Genomic DNA, 19328 nt, shown 5'->3' on the forward strand with positions numbered 1-19328 from the left:
CCGTGAATAAAACGGAGTATAGGTAGTAATGGGTCAGGAAAAGCTATATATCGAGAAAGAACTAAGCTGGTTAGCATTTAACGAACGCGTGTTACAGGAAGCGGCGGACAAATCCAACCCGTTGATTGAGCGGATGCGGTTCCTAGGAATCTATTCTAATAACCTCGACGAGTTCTACAAAGTGCGTTTCGCTGAACTGAAACGACGCATTATTATCAGCGAAGAACAGGGTTCAAATTCTCATTCACGCCATTTGTTAGGCAAAATTCAGTCCCGCGTGTTGAAAGCAGACCAGGAGTTCGACGGCCTGTACAACGAATTACTGCTGGAAATGGCGCGTAATCAAATCTTTCTGATCAACGAGCGTCAGCTCTCGGTGAACCAACAAAGCTGGTTGCGCCACTATTTTAAGCACTATTTGCGCCAGCATATTACCCCGATTCTCATTAACCGGGAGACGGATCTTGTTCAGTTTTTAAAGGATGATTACACCTATCTGGCGGTGGAGATTATCCGCGGCGACACCATCAACTATGCGCTGCTGGAGATACCGTCCGACAAAGTCCCACGCTTCGTTAATCTGCCGCCGGAAACACCGCGCAGACGCAAACCGATGATCCTGCTGGATAATATTCTGCGCTACTGCCTGGATGACATTTTTAAAGGGTTCTTCGACTATGACGCGCTCAATGCCTATTCGATGAAAATGACCCGCGATGCCGAATATGACCTGGTGCATGAGATGGAATCCAGTCTGATGGAGCTGATGTCCTCCAGCCTGAAGCAGCGCCTGACCGCTGAACCTGTGCGCTTTGTCTATCAACGCGATATGCCCGCCGCGCTGGTCGACGTGCTGCGGGAAAAACTGACGATCTCCCGGTATGACTCAATCGTACCCGGCGGGCGCTACCACAATTTTAAAGACTTTATTAATTTTCCGAATGTCGGTAAAGCCAACCTGGTCAATAAGCCGTTACCGCGATTACGCCATCTTTGGTTTGATAAAGAGAAGTTTCGTAACGGTTTCGACGCGATTCGTGAACGTGATGTGCTGCTCTATTATCCTTATCACACCTTTGAACATGTGCTGGAACTGCTACGCCAGGCGTCGTTTGACCCAAGCGTGCTGGCGATCAAAATCAATATTTATCGCGTAGCGAAAGACTCGCGCATTATTGACTCGATGATCCATGCCGCCCATAACGGCAAAAAAGTCACCGTGGTGGTGGAGTTGCAGGCGCGCTTCGATGAAGAGGCGAATATTCACTGGGCCAAGCGGTTAACCGAAGCGGGCGTCCATGTTATTTTCTCTGCGCCTGGGCTGAAAATTCACGCCAAACTCTTTCTCATCTCACGAAAAGAGGGCGATGACGTGGTGCGTTATGCGCATATCGGCACCGGTAACTTCAACGAGAAAACGGCGCGGCTGTATACCGATTATTCGCTGCTGACCGCCGATGCGCGTATTACCAATGAAGTGCGTCGGGTCTTTAATTTTATTGAAAACCCCTATCGTCCGGTCACTTTCGATTATTTGATGGTTTCTCCACAAAACTCACGGCGTCTGCTGTACGAGATGATCGATCGTGAAATCGCCAATGCCCAGCAAGGCTTACCGTCAGGGATTACCTTAAAGCTTAACAACCTGGTTGATAAAGGGTTGGTCGACAGGCTATACGCCGCGTCGGGTTCGGGCGTCCAGGTCAATCTGCTGGTACGCGGTATGTGTTCTCTTATTCCGCAACTGGAAGGCATTAGCGATAATATTCGCGCGATTAGCATCGTGGATCGCTATCTGGAACACGATCGGGTTTATATTTTCGAAAACGGCGGTGATAAGCAAGTTTGGCTCTCTTCAGCTGACTGGATGACGCGTAATATTGACTACCGTATCGAAGTCGCTACGCCTATCCTCGACCCGCGGCTTAAACAACGCGTCCTGGATATCATTGACATTCTGTTTAGCGACACGGTAAAAGCGCGTTTTATCGATAAAGAACTCAGCAACCGCTACGTACCGCGCGGCAATCGCCGCAAAGTTCAGGCGCAGCTGGCAATTTATGACTACATCAAATCACTCGAGCAACCAGACTAACGCTATGCCAATTTACGATAAATCCCCTCGCCCGCAGGAGTTCGCTGCGGTCGATCTCGGCTCAAACAGCTTTCATATGGTCATTGCCCGCGTGGTTGACGGCGCAATGCAGATTATCGGGCGCTTAAAACAGCGCGTCCATCTGGCGGACGGGCTAGGCGCAGATAATAAACTCAGCGAAGAAGCCATGGAACGGGGGTTTAGCTGTCTGTCGCTGTTTGCTGAACGCTTACAAGGTTTCTCCCCTTCCAGCGTCTGTATCGTAGGCACCCATACGTTACGTCAGGCGCAAAATGCCGCTGATTTTCTCAAACGCGCGGAAAAGGTTATTCCCTACCCGATAGAGATTATTTCCGGTAACGAAGAAGCGCGCCTGATTTTTATGGGCGTAGAACATACGCAGCCGGAAAAAGGCCGCAAGCTGGTGATCGATATCGGCGGCGGGTCAACAGAGCTGGTCATTGGCGAAAACTTCGAACCCAGGCTGGTTGAAAGCCGTCGTATGGGCTGCGTGAGCTTCGCGCAGCTCTACTTTCCCGGCGGCGTTATCAATAAAGAAAACTTCCAGCGCGCCCGAATGGCGGCGGCGCAAAAACTGGAAACCTTAACCTGGCAGTATCGTATTCAGGGTTGGAACGTGGCGATGGGCGCTTCCGGTACGATTAAGGCCGCTCATGAAGTTCTCCTGGCGCTGGGTGAGAAAGATGGCTTCATTACGCCGGAGCGCCTCGATAAACTGAAGTCAGAAGTGTTGAAGCACCGCTCCTTTAATGCGCTCAGCCTGCCGGGTCTGTCTGAAGAACGAAAAGCGGTCTTTGTGCCGGGCCTGGCGATTCTGTGCGGCGTTTTTGATGCTCTGGCTATCCGCGAGCTTCGCCTTTCCGACGGCGCGTTGCGCGAAGGCGTGCTGTATGAAATGGAAGGCCGCTTCCGTCATCAGGATGTTCGCAGCCGTACCGCAAAAAGTCTGGCCAATCAATACAACATTGACAGAGAACAGGCCAGACGCGTGCTGGAAACCACCATGCAGATGTACGAGCAGTGGCAGGCCCAGCAGCCAAAACTGGCGCATCCGCAGCTTGAAGCGTTGCTCCGCTGGGCGGCAATGCTGCATGAGGTTGGACTGAATATTAATCACAGCGGTTTACATCGCCATTCGGCTTATATTCTGCAACACAGCGATTTGCCCGGCTTTAATCAGGAGCAGCAAATGATGATGGCGACGCTGGTGCGTTACCATCGTAAAGCCATAAAACTGGATGATATGCCCCGCTTTACGCTGTTTAAGAAAAAACAGTATCTGCCGTTAATTCAGCTACTTCGGCTGGGCGTATTACTGAACAACCAACGGCAGGCGACCACCACGCCGCCGACGCTGCGGCTAACGACCGATGACAGCCACTGGACGTTATGTTTTCCGCATGACTGGTTTAGCCAGAATGCGCTGGTACTGCTTGATCTGGAAAAAGAACAGCAGTACTGGGAAGCGGTAACTGGCTGGCGTCTCAATATTGAGGAAGAAAGCTCGCCGGAGATCGCCGCGTAAATTGTGAGCCAGACGCCGCGCCGCGGCGTCTGCCTTTACTGAATCTCAGATAATAGCTGCGGCTCGCCAATTAAATATCCCTGAAGATAGTCGATTCCCAACGAGAGCACTACGCTTCGTATTTCTTCGCTCTCGACATACTCCGCGACAACCTGCATATTTTTCATTCGCGCTAAATGACAAATAGAAGCTACAATCTGATAATCGAGACTGTTTGACACTATATTGCGAATAAAACTGCCGTCAATTTTAAGAATATCGGCGTCAACGTTTTTCAGCCGCGCATAGCTGGCGTAGCCAGTACCGAAATCATCAATCGCTATCTGACAGCCAAACTGCTGTAGCTGTCCCAGCGTCAACTGCGCCTGCTCAGCATTGGTGAGAGAGTTGCTTTCCGTTACCTCAAAAACCAGTTGCCAGGGTTCAATCTGATATTGCGTAAGCAGCTGCTTAACTTCTGCAGGAAAACGGGCGCGGCATACCGATGTTGGCGACAGATTAATGGCAAAACGATGCGCGGGCATATATTCCCGGCTGGCCGCCATAAACCGCAGCGTGTTTTCAATCACCCAGAGATCGATAGCGGAAGACAAACCAAACTCATGCGCCACGGGTAAAAAATTGTCCGGGTTGATAACGTCGCCGTTGTCATCCCTGAGTCGCAGTAAGATTTCATGGTAAACGTCCCCACGAACACCAAAAATAGGCTGCGCCATCAGGAAAAAATGATCGTGCTCCAACGCCTGTTGCAGGCGATTCATCATCGCAATTCTGCCCTTCAAATCGCGCTGCAGGTGCATTGCGCCGCGCCGCTGTAAATCCTCCGGCGCGTTAGTCGTCAACGAAAGATCGGAACTGGTGCTTAATTCGCCTAGCAGAAGATAAAGGTGGCTAACCGGAGAACGTACGCAGCAGTAGCTCACGCCGACAGGCGGCTGTAGCGGCAGTCCGTCCCAGATAAACCGAAACTGCTTAATATGTTTATCCAGCGCTTCAATACGCTGCTGATGCGCCTCTGTATTAAGACGCAGCACCAGGTCGTGCCCTGACATCTGGTAGACGCACTCATTTGAGGCCAACATCGGCGTAATCCAGTGAGAGAGCTTTTGCTTATACTGGATGCGTAACATGACGCCATAATTTTTACCCAATAGCTCCAGACCCGGCACGTGTAAAAAACAGATCGTAGACCAGGGTGCATTTTTAAGCGCGCGGTTTAACGCACGTAAATTGGGAAGATGTACAACCGGGTCAAGATAGGCCAGCCGCCGTGCGCGACCACTCACTACGCGCTGACGCGTGGCCAGTACAGACATATAATTAACAATAAAAGAAAAAACCAGATAGCTCGAAGAGGTAATCGCTAATTGCGTATCATAACCTGAATACCAGGGCATATAACGCTGATAATAATGAATCGACGTAATTAGCACGACGGCCCAGATAATTGAAATAAACTTATAACCATAGCGCATCGCGCCCCACAGCATGACCGGCAATAATAACGAAAGCGTATAGTTGGTACTAAATATTGAGCTATTATCCGTCAATGGCATACACAGTATAAACATTAGTGTAGTCAATACAGCCAGCCAAATAACGTTCTCTTTTTTAGTGGCCTTGCTATCAATCTGTAGCTTTAATTGCTGATAATACCCCCGCAGGTGCAGCGGATTGCGGAGAGTACGAATAATAAAATAGCACAATGGCACGCCGACAAGGTTACCGACCAGTAACGCCTGGTAATTAATCAGCGTGTTAATATTAAAGGGCATTACCCCCATCAGGCTGGCTTTACTTTCGTACATGCCAACAAAAGCGGCAAACTGGTAGATGACCAGAAATAATGTTGCTGAACAAAATACCTGCCAGAACATTCGTTGAAACAACAGGTGGGCGTCGCCGTGGGAAACATTGTTTCGCCGGGGGGAAAAGACACGATAGCCGCCCCAGCTTAGCACGATAGTAATGATAAAGTGCATCGTCACAGAAAGGGTTTCATACAGCCCTGTCTGCGGGTATCTGCGCCAGAAGATAGCAAGCACAATGCCCGGCAGTGCTGCCCAGCCGAAAAAGAGCATCAGACTAAGCATAAAAGCTAACGGCAGGTAAAAAAGAACCACATTTCCAGTGCTGGTAAGCGCATAAGTATTTGCGCTACTTAAAACAGGTAGTAAAATCGAAGGAAGGATGAGCGGTAGTCCCCACCATTTATCTCTGATATTTATATAAGTTTTATTCAGCTTCATAGATGCTCAGCAGAACCCCCCAATCCCAAAGGGGCGTTAACAGACAGGCATCCCACCTGACTTTAAATTGATGATGCGATATACATCACACGATAGTCATCGATTGTAATTATTAAACAAAAGTAACATTTGATTTAAGTCAATTATCACCTTTCTCCTGCAGCCTTTATTCGTCTTTTTATTCTTTGTTATCATTAAGTTATTATTAATGTAAATACTAAAATTATCTTCCATAACAATATAAGATAAATCAACTGACGCAATTTTACATTAAGAGGAATTGACCATCGGTTCGCAGTATGCCTTAATGTAGAGTGAACGCAGGCTTGTTACGTTCTTCGCCTTGATAATACCCTTGAAGAACCCAGCCTGATCCCGCCCATACCGCTGGGCCAACGTTAAGGAACCCTTTGTGAGTCAGGCCAACAGTATGCGAAAACGACATCGATTTAACACTCGCATGACCCGTATCGTACTGCTTATCAGTTTTCTCTTCTTCTTTGGACGTTTCGTCTACTCTTCTATCGGCGCCTGGCAGCACCATCAGGATAAAAAAGAAGCGCAACAGTCATCGCTTTCTGTCACCACACCGGGACAACGTTAAGCTGTTATCCGTTAAAATAGTGATGGCGGTATTATCGTCACAGGTTTGCCGTGTTATCCAGCGCTCTGTTATCCCCTTCCCTGGCTTAGCATGAACCGATAAAAACAAAGCATCGTATTATCTAATGCTTTGTTTTTTTTAGTGTAAAAAAAACAATCAACTACAAGAAACGATAGTTTACTTTTTTTAAGATTAGTCTTAAATACATTCCTTTTTGCGTTATTACCTAAACAAGGAATTGTGATGAATTTTAAAAAAAATGCTTTGCCTCTGGTTTTGTTTGCCTCTTTTTCTCTTGCCGGATGCCAGTCCAATGCGGATGACTACGCCGCAGATGTTTACCAAACCGGGCAGTTAAACGCGAAGCAAGAAACAAAGACCGTCAATATTATCTCTGTTTTGCCAGCGAAAGTTGCCGTAGATAATACCGCCAATAAAAAAACCGCTCAGACCTTCGGCGCAATTCTTGGGGCTGTAGCGGGCGGCGTTACTGGTCATAACGTGGGCTCAGGTAGCGGTTTGGGTACTACTGCCGGCGCGGTTGGCGGCGGAGCCGTTGGCGCAGCGGCGGGGTCATTGGTTAAAGATAAAACGTTAGTTGAAGCCGTATCTTTGACTTACAAAGAAGGAACGAAGGTTTATACCTCCACCCAGGTGGGAAAAACGTGCCAATTTACCACCGGTCTGGCTATGGTGATATCGACCAAAGATAACGAAACGCGAATTCAACCCAATACGAAATGTCCTGAGAAAAGCTAACTATCGGGAGATTTTATGAAGAAAGTTATTTTAGGCGCTGTTTTATTCACCCTAAGCGGCTCGGTTTTATCTTCTTCTTTGCAGGATCAGCTTGCGGCGGTAGCCCAGGCTGAACAGCAAGGAAAAAATGAAGAAAACAGACAGCGTGATGCTCTGCAAGCCAAACGAGATCAAGAGGCTCAACAGGAAAGACAAAGGCAAGCCAATGCGGCAGCGGTTGCTAAGCAGCGAGCAAAAGCGGCAGAAGCTGAACGGAAAGCACGGCAAGCAAAATTGGCAGCGGAAGCCGCGCAAGATAAAGCGCGCGATCAAAGCTACGAAGATGAGCTTCGTCGTTTAGAAATTCAGAAACAAAAACTGGCACTGGCCAGGGAAGAGGACCGGGTAAAAAGAGAAAATGAATTCATCGATCAAGAGCTGAAAAGTAAAGCTGCCCAGACAGATGTTATTCAATCTCATGCTGATGCAAACAGAAATCTATCTGAAGGCGGTCGCGATCTGCTGCAAAGCGAAGGTAAAGCCCGTGAGGAAAAGGCAAGCGGCTGGTTTAACTGATTTCGCTAATCATTTATGTGTATTAGCTCAGATTTGACCTGACATAGCTATGGCACAGACCTAAACCTAATCTGACAGGCAGGTCTGTGCCAATAGCGGACGTTGTTAACTTTGGCCCATATTCATCAATGGACGCAGGTCAATCTATACGCTAATTGTTTTGCGCTTAAGTTCTGAACTATAGTGCCGATAGTAAAATTAAGTACTTTTGCCTTAAGGAAGCAAGGTTTGAAAGATTTTTCAAAATACTCAAAAGCGTTAGGGATGGCTAAGTTCTATGTTTATGCATTTTATGACACTGAAGATGCAGCTAAGAAGCCGTTTTATATAGGCAAAGGCAAGTCAGAACGCTGCCTTGATCATATAAAGTATAATGATGACTCTCCGAAATCAGAACGAATTAATCATCTGTTAAAAACAGGAAATCTGGGTATCGACATACTACGCCATGGCATGGATGAGGCAACCGCGAAGCTTGTTGAAGCAACATGTATTGATCTCTTGGGTGTTGGAGAACTGACCAACAAAGTACGAGGAAGCAGCTCCCTTATGGGGCGAATCACGCTGGATGAGCTCAATCATCTTCTTCTTAAGCAAGAGACGGAAATCGCACCTGAACATGCCGGGCTCGCTTTTTTGCTAAACAGCACCTACAAGTCTGGCATGAGTGCACTTGCATTATATGAAGCTACGCGTGGCATCTGGGCAAAAGTACCAAAAGATGAAAACCTACAATTTGCATACGCCACCTACGGCGGTTTGGTGATGGAAGTTTACGAGATACAGTGCTGGTTGAAGGCAGGCTCTCAGCAATACTTTACCCGGGAATTGGTCATCCCCCCCGAAACCAACCGTTCAGAATTTGTTGGACGAATCGCATCACCAGAAATCAGAGAATTATACGTTGGCAAGCTAATCAAAAAATCGCGTAGTCATGGTAGCCCTTTCGTAAAAGTCGGGCTGGCGGAGTAAACTGACCTGCTTCCCGTTGATTAATACACCTCAATGCCAGTCATGTTGTTGAGGCTACCAATGTCCGCACCTCGCTCGAAGCCGACTGTCAGATTTGATTGTGTGCTGCCAGTGAAACCCACTATTGTGTCGATGCAGTGCTTTGCCGCCAGAAGCTGTGCGCTACACAGAAAATGCATCTATGCACATAAATAAAAACCCTCTGCAAAAACAGAGGGTTAAATTCACTTTTACCTGTTCATGAAAACACAGGAAGGGTTATCGACTTATTCCCACTCAATGGTAGCCGGTGGTTTACCGCTGATGTCATACACCACACGGGAAATCCCGTTGACTTCATTGATGATGCGGTTGGAAACACGACCCAGGAAGTCATACGGCAGATGCGCCCAGTGCGCAGTCATAAAGTCGATGGTTTCGACAGCACGCAGGGAGACCACCCAATCGTACTTACGACCATCGCCCATTACGCCAACGGAGCGTACTGGCAGGAAGACGGTGAACGCCTGGCTGACTTTGTCGTACAGATCCGCCTTACGCAGCTCTTCAATGAAGATGGCGTCAGCACGGCGCAACAGGTCGCAGTACTCTTTCTTCACTTCACCCAGTACACGTACGCCGAGGCCCGGCCCCGGGAACGGATGACGGTACAGCATGTCGTACGGCAGGCCCAGCTCCAGACCAATCTTACGCACTTCGTCTTTGAACAGCTCTTTCAGCGGTTCAACCAGCCCCATCTTCATCTCTTTCGGCAGGCCGCCAACATTGTGGTGAGATTTGATGACGTGCGCTTTACCGGTTGCAGACGCCGCAGACTCGATGACGTCAGGGTAGATGGTGCCCTGCGCCAGCCATTTCACGTCTTCCAGTTTCAACGCTTCTTCGTCGAACACTTCCACAAAAACACGGCCAATGATCTTACGCTTCGCTTCCGGATCGTTTTCGCCAGCCAACGCGGACAGGAAGCGCTCTTCCGCCGGAACGTGAACGATATTCAGGCCAAAATGGTCGCCAAACATGTCCATCACCTGCTCGGCTTCGTTGAGACGCAGCAGGCCGTTGTCGACGAATACACAGGTCAGATTTTTACCGATCGCGCGGTGCAGCAGCATTGCGGTGACGGAAGAATCCACGCCGCCGGAGAGACCGAGGATCACTTTATCGTCGCCTACCTGCTCGCGAATGCGCGCCACGGCGTCGTCGATGATCTTCGCCGGCGTCCACAACGCTTCACACTGGCAGATATCACGCACAAAACGCTCCAGCATGCGCATCCCCTGGCGGGTGTGGGTCACTTCCGGGTGGAACTGTACGCCGTAGAAGCGTTTTTCTTCGTTAGCCATGATGGCGAACGGGCAGCTCTCGGTGCTGGCGACGGTCACGAAGTCGGACGGAATCGCCGTCACTTTATCGCCGTGGCTCATCCACACGTCCAGCAGCGGTTTGCCGTCTGCGGTCAGGGAATCTTCAATACCGCGAACCAGCGCGCTGTCGGTCAACACTTCGACCTGCGCATAACCAAATTCACGCTCATTAGAACCTTCTACATGACCGCCAAGCTGCATCGCCATGGTCTGCATACCATAGCAAACGCCAAATACCGGCACGCCTGCTTCAAAGACATACTGCGGCGCGCGCGGGCTGTTTTCTTCGGTGGTGCTTTCCGGGCCGCCGGAAAGAATAATGCCGCTTGGGTTGAAGTCACGAATTTGTGCTTCTGTCACATCCCACGCCCACAGTTCGCAGTAAACACCCAGCTCACGCACGCGGCGCGCAACCAGTTGAGTGTACTGAGAACCGAAGTCCAGAATGAGGATGCGATGCTTATGAATGTTTTCCGTCATTGACGCTTATTCCGAGGCAAGTGAAACAGATTAAATAAATCGCCCGACGCGAAGGTCGGGCGAAGAAAATCAGGAGCCCAGACGGTAGTTCGGGGACTCTTTGGTGATGGTCACGTCGTGAACGTGGCTTTCCTGGATACCCGCACCGCTGATACGCACAAACTCCGCTTTAGTACGCAGTTCGTCGATGGTAGCACAACCGGTCAGCCCCATACAGGAGCGCAGGCCGCCCATCTGCTGGTGAATGATCTCTTTCAGGCGACCTTTATAGGCTACGCGGCCTTCGATACCTTCCGGCACCAGTTTGTCAGCGGCGTTGTCGCTCTGGAAGTAACGGTCGGAGGAACCTTTGGACATCGCGCCCAGCGAGCCCATGCCGCGGTAAGATTTGTACGAACGGCCCTGGTAGAGTTCGATTTCGCCCGGGGATTCTTCGGTACCGGCCAGCATAGAGCCCACCATCACGGCGCTCGCGCCTGCGGCGATGGCTTTGGCGATGTCGCCGGAGAAACGGATACCGCCGTCAGCGATAACCGGAATTCCGGTGCCTTCCAGCGCTTCTACCGCGTCGGAAACAGCGGTGATCTGCGGAACGCCCACACCAGTCACGATACGAGTGGTACAGATGGAGCCCGGGCCGATACCCACTTTCACCGCGCTGCAACCGGCTTCCGCCAGTGCGCGAGCGCCTGCGCCCGTCGCAACGTTGCCGCCGATGATTTGCAGGTCAGGATATTTAGCACGCGTCTCACGGATACGTTGCAACACGCCTTCAGAGTGACCGTGAGAGGAGTCGATCAGCAGTACGTCAACGCCTGCCGCCACCAGCGCGTCAACGCGCTCTTCGTTGCCCGCGCCTGCGCCGACCGCCGCGCCGACACGTAAACGGCCCTGCTCATCTTTACAGGAGTTTGGTTTACGTTCCGCTTTCTGGAAATCTTTTACGGTAATCATGCCAAGCAGATGGAAGTTATCATCAACGACCAGCGCTTTTTCTACGCGTTTTTCGTGCATTTTTGCCAGCACGACTTCACGGGCTTCGCCTTCACGAACGGTCACCAGACGCTCTTTCGGCGTCATGTAGACACTTACCGGCTGGTTCAGGTCAGTCACAAAACGCACGTCACGACCGGTGATGATCCCCACCAGCTCGTTATCTTCAGTCACCACCGGATAGCCCGCAAAACCGTTACGCTCGGTCAGGGCTTTCACTTCATGCAACGTGGTGGTTGGCAGGACGGTCTGCGGGTCGGTCACTACGCCGGACTCGTGTTTCTTCACGCGGCGAACTTCTTCCGCCTGGCGCTCAATGGACATGTTTTTGTGGATAAAACCAATGCCGCCTTCCTGGGCCAGGGCAATTGCCAGGCGCGCTTCCGTCACGGTGTCCATCGCCGCAGAAAGCATAGGAATATTCAGACGAATAGTTTTCGTCAACTGCGTGCTGAGATCGGCAGTATTCGGCAAAACGGTGGAGTGAGCGGGAACAAGGAGGACGTCGTCAAACGTCAGGGCTTCTTTAGCGATACGTAGCATGGGCAATATCTCACCTGGGAGGTTAATAAATATTGCCGCGGCATTATACAGAACGTAATCGGTTGCATCTACATTTTTTTGCAAATAGTGCTTGCGATCCCCCGTGAGCAGGTTACTATCGATTGAATAACCTGCTGATTTAGAATTTGATCCCGCTCACATGTTATCCTCTCAAACTTCCTCAATTTTTACCGTAAGCCGCCTTAACCAGACGGTTCGTCTGCTGTTAGAACAGGAGATGGGACAGGTATGGATCAGCGGCGAGATTTCTAATTTCACGCAGCCTGCGTCGGGCCACTGGTACTTTACGCTCAAAGACGATACCGCTCAGGTGCGCTGTGCGATGTTCCGTAACAGCAACCGCCGGGTGACGTTCCGTCCGCAGCACGGGCAGCAGGTGCTGGTACGCGCCAATATCACGCTGTACGAGCCGCGCGGCGATTATCAAGTCATCGCCGAAAGTATGCAGCCCGCGGGCGAAGGCTTGTTGCAGCAGAAATATGAGCAGCTAAAAGCCAAACTCCAGGCCGAAGGCTTGTTCGATCAGCAGCATAAACAGCCGTTGCCCTCCCCGGCCCACTGTGTGGGGGTGATCACCTCGAAAACCGGTGCGGCACTGCACGACATTCTCCACGTGCTAAAGCGTCGTGACCCATCCCTACCCGTTATTATCTATCCGACGGCGGTCCAGGGCGACGACGCGCCGGGGCAGATCGTTCGTGCTATCGAACTGGCAAACGCGCGCGGCGAGTGCGACGTGCTGATCGTCGGGCGCGGCGGCGGTTCGCTGGAAGATTTGTGGAGTTTTAACGACGAACGCGTGGCGCGGGCTATTTTTGCCAGCCGTATTCCGGTGGTCAGCGCCGTCGGTCACGAAACGGATGTCACGATAGCCGATTTTGTCGCCGACCTGCGCGCGCCGACGCCATCAGCAGCGGCAGAAATTGTCAGCCGTAACCAGCAGGAGTTGTTACGTCAGATCCAGTCCGCCCAGCAGCGCCTGGGCATGGCGATGGACTACTACCTCGCCAATCGCAGCCGTCGTTTCACGCAGATTTTTCACCGTCTGCAACAGCAACATCCGCAACTGCGTCTGGCCCGTCAGCAAACCGCGCTGGAACGTCTACGCCAACGGATGGGATTTGCGCTTGAGGCCAGGATTAAGCAGGCCAATCAGCGCCAACAGCGCGTAAGTCAACGCCTGAGCCAGCAAAATCCGCAGCCGCGCATTCACCGCGCGCAGTCGCGCATCCAACAGCTGGAATATCGTCTGACGGAGAATATCCGCTCACGGTTAAGCGAACAGCGCGAACGTTTCGGCAACGCGGTCACGCATCTGGAAGCGGTCAGCCCGTTGGCCACGCTGGCGCGCGGCTATACGGTTTCGACGACAACGGACGGCAAGGTGCTGAAAAAGATCAAACAGGTCAACGCAGGCGATATCATGACCACGCGGCTGGAGGACGGTTGGCTTGAAAGTGAAGTCAAATCCGTCACGCCGGGCACGTAATCCAATATTCCCCCACCCTTTGCACCGCGATGTCAGCTTTCGGTTTCGCCTCAGCCAACCTACGCGCCACGTCGGATAAGGTGTAACCACAATCCGACGCTCAACCGATTTGTCATTCGCCTCAAAACCGGGCAGGGAATACCCGCCCGGTTTTGTCTAACTTACCAGTTATAGCGCAGATTGAGGCTACCGTTCAGATCGCCAAAGTCATTGCTGCCAGTCTGCCCGGCAACCTGAGCGCGAACGCTCCACTGCTTATCGATATCTGCCTGCAGACCCACTTTCAGCTCCGCACGGTTAGCCGGAAGATCCTGTTTCACCGTGGCATCATCAAACGATACCGACACATCATCGCTGGTGTGCAGCCAGTTGGCTTCAGCAAACGGCTGGATAACCGTACGACTGCCCTTGTACAGCTTGCCGTCAACACGCAGACCCAGGCGCGTTGTCCAACTGTCGCCATCCTGACCGTCGATCCGGGTGCCGTAGTTATCCTTCACGCTATCCGCTGAGTAGTTCTGCCAGACAACCTGCGCCTGAGGCGTCAGACTGACAGTATTACCGTTGCTAAGCGCAATATCGTAGCGATAACCGGTTTCCAGCGAGACAGCATTAGCAGTTGAGTCGTAAGATTCAGATCCCGCATCACCGCTCTCTACGCTGTTGTTGTAGAAACCATATTGGTACCAGCTGTCGACATACGCGCCGCTATGCGTTTGGGCATCGGCAAACCAGGTGGCATAGACGCCAAGGTTGTAGCCGTCTACGTTGGCGCTGCTGGTGAACTGGCTACCGTCTGCGCCACGGTTACCGGTGCTGTCGGTATCGGCGTTGATGTAGCTCGCCATGACGCCAACGGTAATGCTCTGCTGGCCGTTGTCCCAGGCCAGAATGTCGCCGCCTAGCTGGAACTGAGAGTAGTTGCTGTCCATATCGATATTGCCGCTGACAGCCTCGGATTCCGCTTTACCCGCTTTGAAGCGCGCCCATACGCTGCCATCTGCGTTACGATACTGGCTGCCCTCGCGGTCATAGAGGGTCTGCATTTGCAGGTTGCGCGCCATCCACTGGTTGCCCATGTACGCGCCGATATCCGCCCGGTACTGTGGTGCGACATCGCCACCGTCGCCGCCATCGTCCGGAGGCGTGACATCGCCGCCATCGTCACCGCCATCCGAAGGCGTGACATCGCCACCGCTGTCGTCATCATCAGACTGTGCTTTTGACGCCAGATACCAGTCGTTGTCACTTTCATTCCAGTACAGACGGTAGGTATACAGACTGGCGTTTACCTCATTTTTTAACACAAACGCATCGCTGGTCGATACACCGCCAACATCCACCACTTCGATACCGTTAGTGGTCTGCGCCCCATCGCCGATGCCGTTGATGTACAGATCGGTGGTGCCGGAGGCATCGCCGGTAATGACCAACTTATCGGTCGCCGAATCATCGTCGCCCAGGACGGTATTCAGGTAAAGCGAGCCGCCGTTGCCGGTGTAATCGCCATCGACATAAAGCGTATTGCCAGGCGTGCTGGAGGAACTGCCGCTGGCGATCGTCCCCATGTTGATCAGATCGCCATTGAGGGTGAAGATGGCGCCTGTCTCCTCGCTGTCGCCGAAGACCAGCGTTCCTTCGTTGGTTACCTTACCGTTAACGGTAGTACCATTACTGCCGCCGAAGGTCGCGTCGGCGGCGACGTTCACCGCCTGCTGGCTGCCCATTTCGCCAATCGTACCGGCACCGGCCAGCCACAGCGTGCCTTCCTGTACGTTAGTATCGCCGGTGTAGGTGTTCACGCCGCTTAGCGTCAGTTTACCCGCGCCCAGTTTGGTCAACGTTTTACCATCCCAGTCGCCGTTGCCGGTTTTATCGCCCAGTACGCTGGTGACTTCAAAGCTATCGCCTGCGCCCAGAGTGAAGGTGCCGTGTGCTGGCGTCGCTGACGTGGCGGTCGCATTCCAGCTCAGCCCTTCGGTAAGCAGGTATTCAGACTGGTCTTGAGGATTGATTGTTCCGGTTACGGTCAGATAGTCCGGCTTGTCGGTGAGGTTCATCGTCAGGCTGGTAAAGTCGCCGCTGATATCGCTGTCCATATCCATCAGTTTAAAGGACTGGAACTCCGCGTCGGAGGCGCGCGCTTGCAGGCTGGCGTCGCTGACGACCAAATCGCCGCCAAGCGTGGCGCTGCCACCGGTAATCAGCGGTTGCACTGAGTCACTATTCAGCTCAACGTTCAGCGTACTGCCATCTTGCTGAATTAACGCGCTGTCGCCGAGATCCAACGAGGTGCCGAGCACCAGTTGGGTCGTCGCGCCGCTATGAGTGGTGATGCCGCCCACCGCGCTGACTTCACCATCTGCGTCCAGCACCAGCGTGGCGTTATTGTCTACCAGACCGGTGCCCAGCGCCGTCGTACTGGCGACGACCAGCGTACCTTCATTGATGGTGGTGCCGCCGCTGTAGTCGTTGTCGCCAGAGAGGATCAGCGTGCCTGCGCCTTCTTTGGTCAGCGATTTACCGTCCCATCTGCTACCCGGATCCAGCGTATCGTCAACGTCTGTCAGTGTAGCCGCAACGTTAAAGCTGCCGTCAGGGTCGCTCAGGGTAAAGGTGCCGTGGGCGTCGGTAGTAGCGTTGTCTCTGTCCGCATACCAGGAGAGGGAGGCCGTCAGATCATAGTTGGTGTTGTCTGCTTCATCGACTTTTCCGTCAATAGTCAGGAAGTCAACATCTTCGCTATTCATTCCCGCGACGGTCAGATTGTCGAAATCACTCGTAATGGCGCTGTCGCTGTCAATCAGCGTGTAGGTGTATGCCTCAGGCGTCCAGCTGTCTGTAACGCTGCCGATACCGCTGATGTTGAGCGTGCCGCCCAGCGTGACGCTGTCGGCGGTAATGGCGCTTTCACCGTTGGCCTTACTGAGGTCAATATTCAGCGTACTATCGGCTTGCTGAGTCAGCGAGTCGACGTTGAGCGTCGTACCTTTGGCCAGCTCAGTCGTTGCTCCTGACTGGGTCGTGACATTCGCAAGGTTGAATTCGCCCTCCGCGTCCAGCATCAGCGTACCCGCGTTATCGACATCACCGCCGCCCAGCGCGTTAACGTTGGCGGCAATCAGCGTACCGCCGGAAATAGTGGTGCCGCCGGAGTAAGTGTTGTCGCCGCTTAACGTCAGCTCGCCCGTACCGGTTTTCATCAGCGAACCGTTGCCGGAAAGCGTATTTTCCAGCTCGCCTTCGCCGACCTGAAGCACGCCGCTGTTGGCAACAGCCCCGGTACCCAGCGAATCTGCATGGTCAGCAATCAGCGTGCCGTCGGAAATAGTGGTACCGCCGCTGTAGTTGTTATCGCCGGTCACGATCAGCTCATCGCTACCGCTTTTGACAATTTGGCCCTCGCCGGTCACGTTGTTATCCAGCGTGCCCTGGCTCAACTCAAGCTTTGCGTTTTCTGCAATGGCCACGTCGCCGCTGCCGAGCGCGGCGGCATCATTCGCAGACAGCGTACCGCCGTTAATGTCGGTATTGCCGAAGTCGTTCGCCGTGTTGCTGAGGACGAGCGTACCGTCGCCTTCTTTGAACAGCGTTTTACCGTCCCAGTTGGAGGTGGCCGCGGTTTCATCCAGTTCGCTGGTGACGGTAAAGGTATCGCCTGCGTCAACGGTAAAGGTGCCGTGCGCAACGTGCGCAGATTTTGCGCCCGCGTACCAGCTCAGGCCCGTAGACAACACGTAGTTGGTATTATCATTCGCATCAACGCCCGCGTTGATCGTCAGGTAATCCGGCATAGCGGAGGTGTCGGCATCCAGCGTTACGCTGTCAAAATCGGTAGTAATCGCGGTTTGCGAATCAATTAGCGTGAACGATCCTAACTGCTCGTCGGTTTCGGGCGCGACAAAGGTGGCCGCTGAGCTAAGGTTCAGTGTCCCATCCAGCGTCACGTTGGCGGCTTTGATAATTGGCGAGCTGTTGGCGGTATCCAGCGTCGCGTTTATCTGGCTGCCGTCCTGCAAGGTCAGGGTATTGCCCCCCGTCAGCAGCGTGCCTGTCGAACCGCTCTCGTTGTTCAGCGTAATGTCGCCGTTGTTGGTCAGGTTGCCGATGATTGACGAGTCGGTCATATTCCACTGGCTAGTATCGTCGAGCGACAGTGTAGTAAACATCGCATCTACACTACCGGTTAACGTGGAACCCTGGCTTAAAGACAGCGATGACGATGACATGTCACTCTGAACAACGTCACCGTTCAATGTCGTATTGTCGGCCTGAATGACCGCCTTGCTGCCCAGCTTGATCACTGCCGGCGCGTCAAATGCGCTATCGGTTAGCACGATAGGATCGTTAATCGTCGTGCCAGAGTCCACATGCAGCGCAATCGTCTCTGAATTAACCTGTGCTTTGTTAACCGTCAGCGCGTTGATATCATCATACCCACCGCTTTTACCTTTGCTTGTTATAAAGATGCCGTCGCCGTCGGCGTTGATGGTGGCGCCGTTAATATCCACGCTGGAGGCGAGGATTTTAATACCGATGCCTTTGGAGTTGATGGCCATCGAATCTTTATCGTCAGAGATGCTCACCGTTGAGGCGTTTTTCACCTCAATGGCGGCGCCTGTGGCATTATCGTGCGTGACGGTAGAGTTCGTAATATCAAGAACGCCCTTGTTGGACACAAGAAGCGTACTATCCGTACCCGTGGAGCTCATCGTGCTATCGGACACATTCAGCCAGGAGTTGTATGTCGTCTCGCCTACTACGCGCACCTGGCCGTTTGTCAGCGTGATTACGCTCCCGTCCTTAATGTTAAGCGTGCTACCTGATTGTGACACTATGCTGCTACGACTTTGCGTCGTTGCCGTAACGTTGGTGCCAATCAGGGCAGCCCATGACTCGCCAGAGAGGGTCAGGATGCCGTAATTACTTCCGATCTGGATGCTCCCGCCATTCAGCGTCATGCTGCTTTGCGCCTGGAGGTCGATACCTGCCGTGTAGGTTCCTTCTGTAGAGATCTGCGCCCCGGTCAGGTCAAGTGTTGCGCCCTTGTTGAGGGTAACTGCCGTGGCGATAGCATGAGTTCCCTGAACAGGATCGCCGCCGCCGTTGGTGTTAATCACGACATTTGTACCTGTACCCGACGTTGCCTGCCACCCCCCTTCGGGCGTTGCCAGGCCTTAGAGGTGCAGTGCAGAACCTTCACCAGTGCCTGAGTAGGAAATCGGCGAATCGGCGCTCAGGTCGTGCTCGACCCCATCGGTGTATGACACCGGATTATCGGCGATGGCCAGCGGGCTGGCAAAGCCAAGCGCGGCAACAATTGCCAGGGCCAGCGCATGGTGTCTTGCCCATCCTGAATCAGGCTTTTTAATAGAAGGGGCGACTTCATTAGCGTGCGCCTGTATTTTAACTTTGCTGTGGCTTCGCGCCAGTTCTGAAGCTACGACATACATATTTCGCACGGCGCTCCAGACGATACTGTAGGTCCTGTTCAATTTTTAAATTTCCTTTTAATAACATTCACGAAGCAAACTTGATTTGATTGGCTGCAAATAACTTTTAAATGGTGTATATAAATGAATTAAATAATAAATAACAAAAATATGATTCTATGAATGGTCGCTGTCATCTGTAACAATGTATTATCAAAGACAAATT

The 19328-nt window shown here is 52.3% G+C and carries 11 protein-coding genes and 1 pseudogene; 7 read left to right on the top strand and 5 right to left on the bottom strand.

The window, feature by feature from the left end:
- The first annotated feature begins 28 nt into the window (after positions 1-28).
- Both ppk1 and ppx read left to right on the top strand, forming a co-directional pair.
- Positions 29-2095 (top strand): polyphosphate kinase 1, encoded by a 2067-nt coding sequence (ppk1, locus tag J4685_RS06880; RefSeq protein ID WP_000529555.1) that lies wholly within the window; start codon positions 29-31, stop codon positions 2093-2095.
- 4 nt (positions 2096-2099) lie between these two features.
- A complete protein-coding gene (gene ppx / locus J4685_RS06885) occupies positions 2100-3641 on the top strand; it encodes an exopolyphosphatase (RefSeq protein WP_001123323.1) in 1542 nt (513 codons plus the stop codon).
- A gap of 35 nt (positions 3642-3676) precedes the next feature.
- Here ppx and J4685_RS06890 read toward each other — a convergent pair whose 3' ends face one another.
- The gene (locus tag J4685_RS06890; protein ID WP_000773657.1) at positions 3677-5890 is read right to left on the bottom strand and encodes a sensor domain-containing phosphodiesterase; all 2214 of its coding nucleotides are present in this window, start codon (positions 5888-5890) and stop codon (positions 3677-3679) included.
- A gap of 96 nt (positions 5891-5986) precedes the next feature.
- Complete coding sequence (locus tag J4685_RS06895) at positions 5987-6124, bottom strand: hypothetical protein (protein WP_011232974.1); 138 nt, start codon at positions 6122-6124, stop codon at positions 5987-5989.
- A 178-nt stretch (positions 6125-6302) separates the two neighbouring features.
- On the opposite strand from J4685_RS06895, the gene J4685_RS06900 reads away from it, so the two are divergent.
- From J4685_RS06900 to J4685_RS06915, 4 genes are all read left to right on the top strand, one after another.
- The gene (locus J4685_RS06900; RefSeq protein WP_000075924.1) at positions 6303-6494 is read left to right on the top strand and encodes a YfgG family protein; all 192 of its coding nucleotides are present in this window, start codon (positions 6303-6305) and stop codon (positions 6492-6494) included.
- 243 nt (positions 6495-6737) lie between these two features.
- The gene (locus J4685_RS06905; protein WP_001009636.1) at positions 6738-7253 is read left to right on the top strand and encodes a glycine zipper 2TM domain-containing protein; all 516 of its coding nucleotides are present in this window, start codon (positions 6738-6740) and stop codon (positions 7251-7253) included.
- A 15-nt stretch (positions 7254-7268) separates the two neighbouring features.
- Complete coding sequence (locus J4685_RS06910) at positions 7269-7808, top strand: DUF5384 family protein (RefSeq protein ID WP_000755801.1); 540 nt, start codon at positions 7269-7271, stop codon at positions 7806-7808.
- Positions 7809-8036: 228 nt separating this feature from the next.
- Complete coding sequence (locus J4685_RS06915; protein ID WP_000651378.1) at positions 8037-8780, top strand: LEM-3-like GIY-YIG domain-containing protein; 744 nt, start codon at positions 8037-8039, stop codon at positions 8778-8780.
- Positions 8781-9046: 266 nt separating this feature from the next.
- On the opposite strand, the gene guaA is transcribed toward J4685_RS06915, so the two are convergent.
- The gene (gene guaA / locus J4685_RS06920; RefSeq protein WP_000138296.1) at positions 9047-10624 is read right to left on the bottom strand and encodes a glutamine-hydrolyzing GMP synthase; all 1578 of its coding nucleotides are present in this window, start codon (positions 10622-10624) and stop codon (positions 9047-9049) included.
- Positions 10625-10693: 69 nt separating this feature from the next.
- Complete coding sequence (guaB, locus tag J4685_RS06925) at positions 10694-12160, bottom strand: IMP dehydrogenase (RefSeq protein ID WP_000944174.1); 1467 nt, start codon at positions 12158-12160, stop codon at positions 10694-10696.
- Between the two features lie 160 nt (positions 12161-12320).
- Between guaB and xseA the strand changes: the two genes are divergently transcribed.
- A complete protein-coding gene (gene xseA / locus J4685_RS06930; protein WP_000953178.1) occupies positions 12321-13670 on the top strand; it encodes an exodeoxyribonuclease VII large subunit in 1350 nt (449 codons plus the stop codon).
- 161 nt (positions 13671-13831) lie between these two features.
- Here xseA and shdA read toward each other — a convergent pair.
- Positions 13832-19165 (bottom strand): annotated as a pseudogene (shdA, locus tag J4685_RS06935) (fibronectin-binding autotransporter adhesin ShdA).
- Positions 19166-19328 lie beyond the last annotated feature (163 nt).

Source organism: Salmonella sp. 32100201201700099SM, assembly GCF_017572645.1.
Classification (GTDB): Bacteria; Pseudomonadota; Gammaproteobacteria; order Enterobacterales; family Enterobacteriaceae; genus Salmonella; species Salmonella enterica.

Excerpts from the sequence above, each read along its gene's own strand:
- J4685_RS06910 (WP_000755801.1), top strand. The coding sequence starts at position 7,269 with ATGAAGAAAGTTATTTTAGGCGCTGTTTTATTCACCCTAAGCGGCTCG.
- J4685_RS06895 (WP_011232974.1), bottom strand. The coding sequence starts at position 6,124 with ATGGAAGATAATTTTAGTATTTACATTAATAATAACTTAATGATAACA.
- ppk1 (WP_000529555.1), top strand. The coding sequence starts at position 29 with ATGGGTCAGGAAAAGCTATATATCGAGAAAGAACTAAGCTGGTTAGCA.
- J4685_RS06905 (WP_001009636.1), top strand. The coding sequence starts at position 6,738 with ATGAATTTTAAAAAAAATGCTTTGCCTCTGGTTTTGTTTGCCTCTTTT.
- guaB (WP_000944174.1), bottom strand. The coding sequence starts at position 12,160 with ATGCTACGTATCGCTAAAGAAGCCCTGACGTTTGACGACGTCCTCCTT.
- J4685_RS06890 (WP_000773657.1), bottom strand. The coding sequence starts at position 5,890 with ATGAAGCTGAATAAAACTTATATAAATATCAGAGATAAATGGTGGGGA.
- guaA (WP_000138296.1), bottom strand. The coding sequence starts at position 10,624 with ATGACGGAAAACATTCATAAGCATCGCATCCTCATTCTGGACTTCGGT.
- ppx (WP_001123323.1), top strand. The coding sequence starts at position 2,100 with ATGCCAATTTACGATAAATCCCCTCGCCCGCAGGAGTTCGCTGCGGTC.
- xseA (WP_000953178.1), top strand. The coding sequence starts at position 12,321 with ATGTTATCCTCTCAAACTTCCTCAATTTTTACCGTAAGCCGCCTTAAC.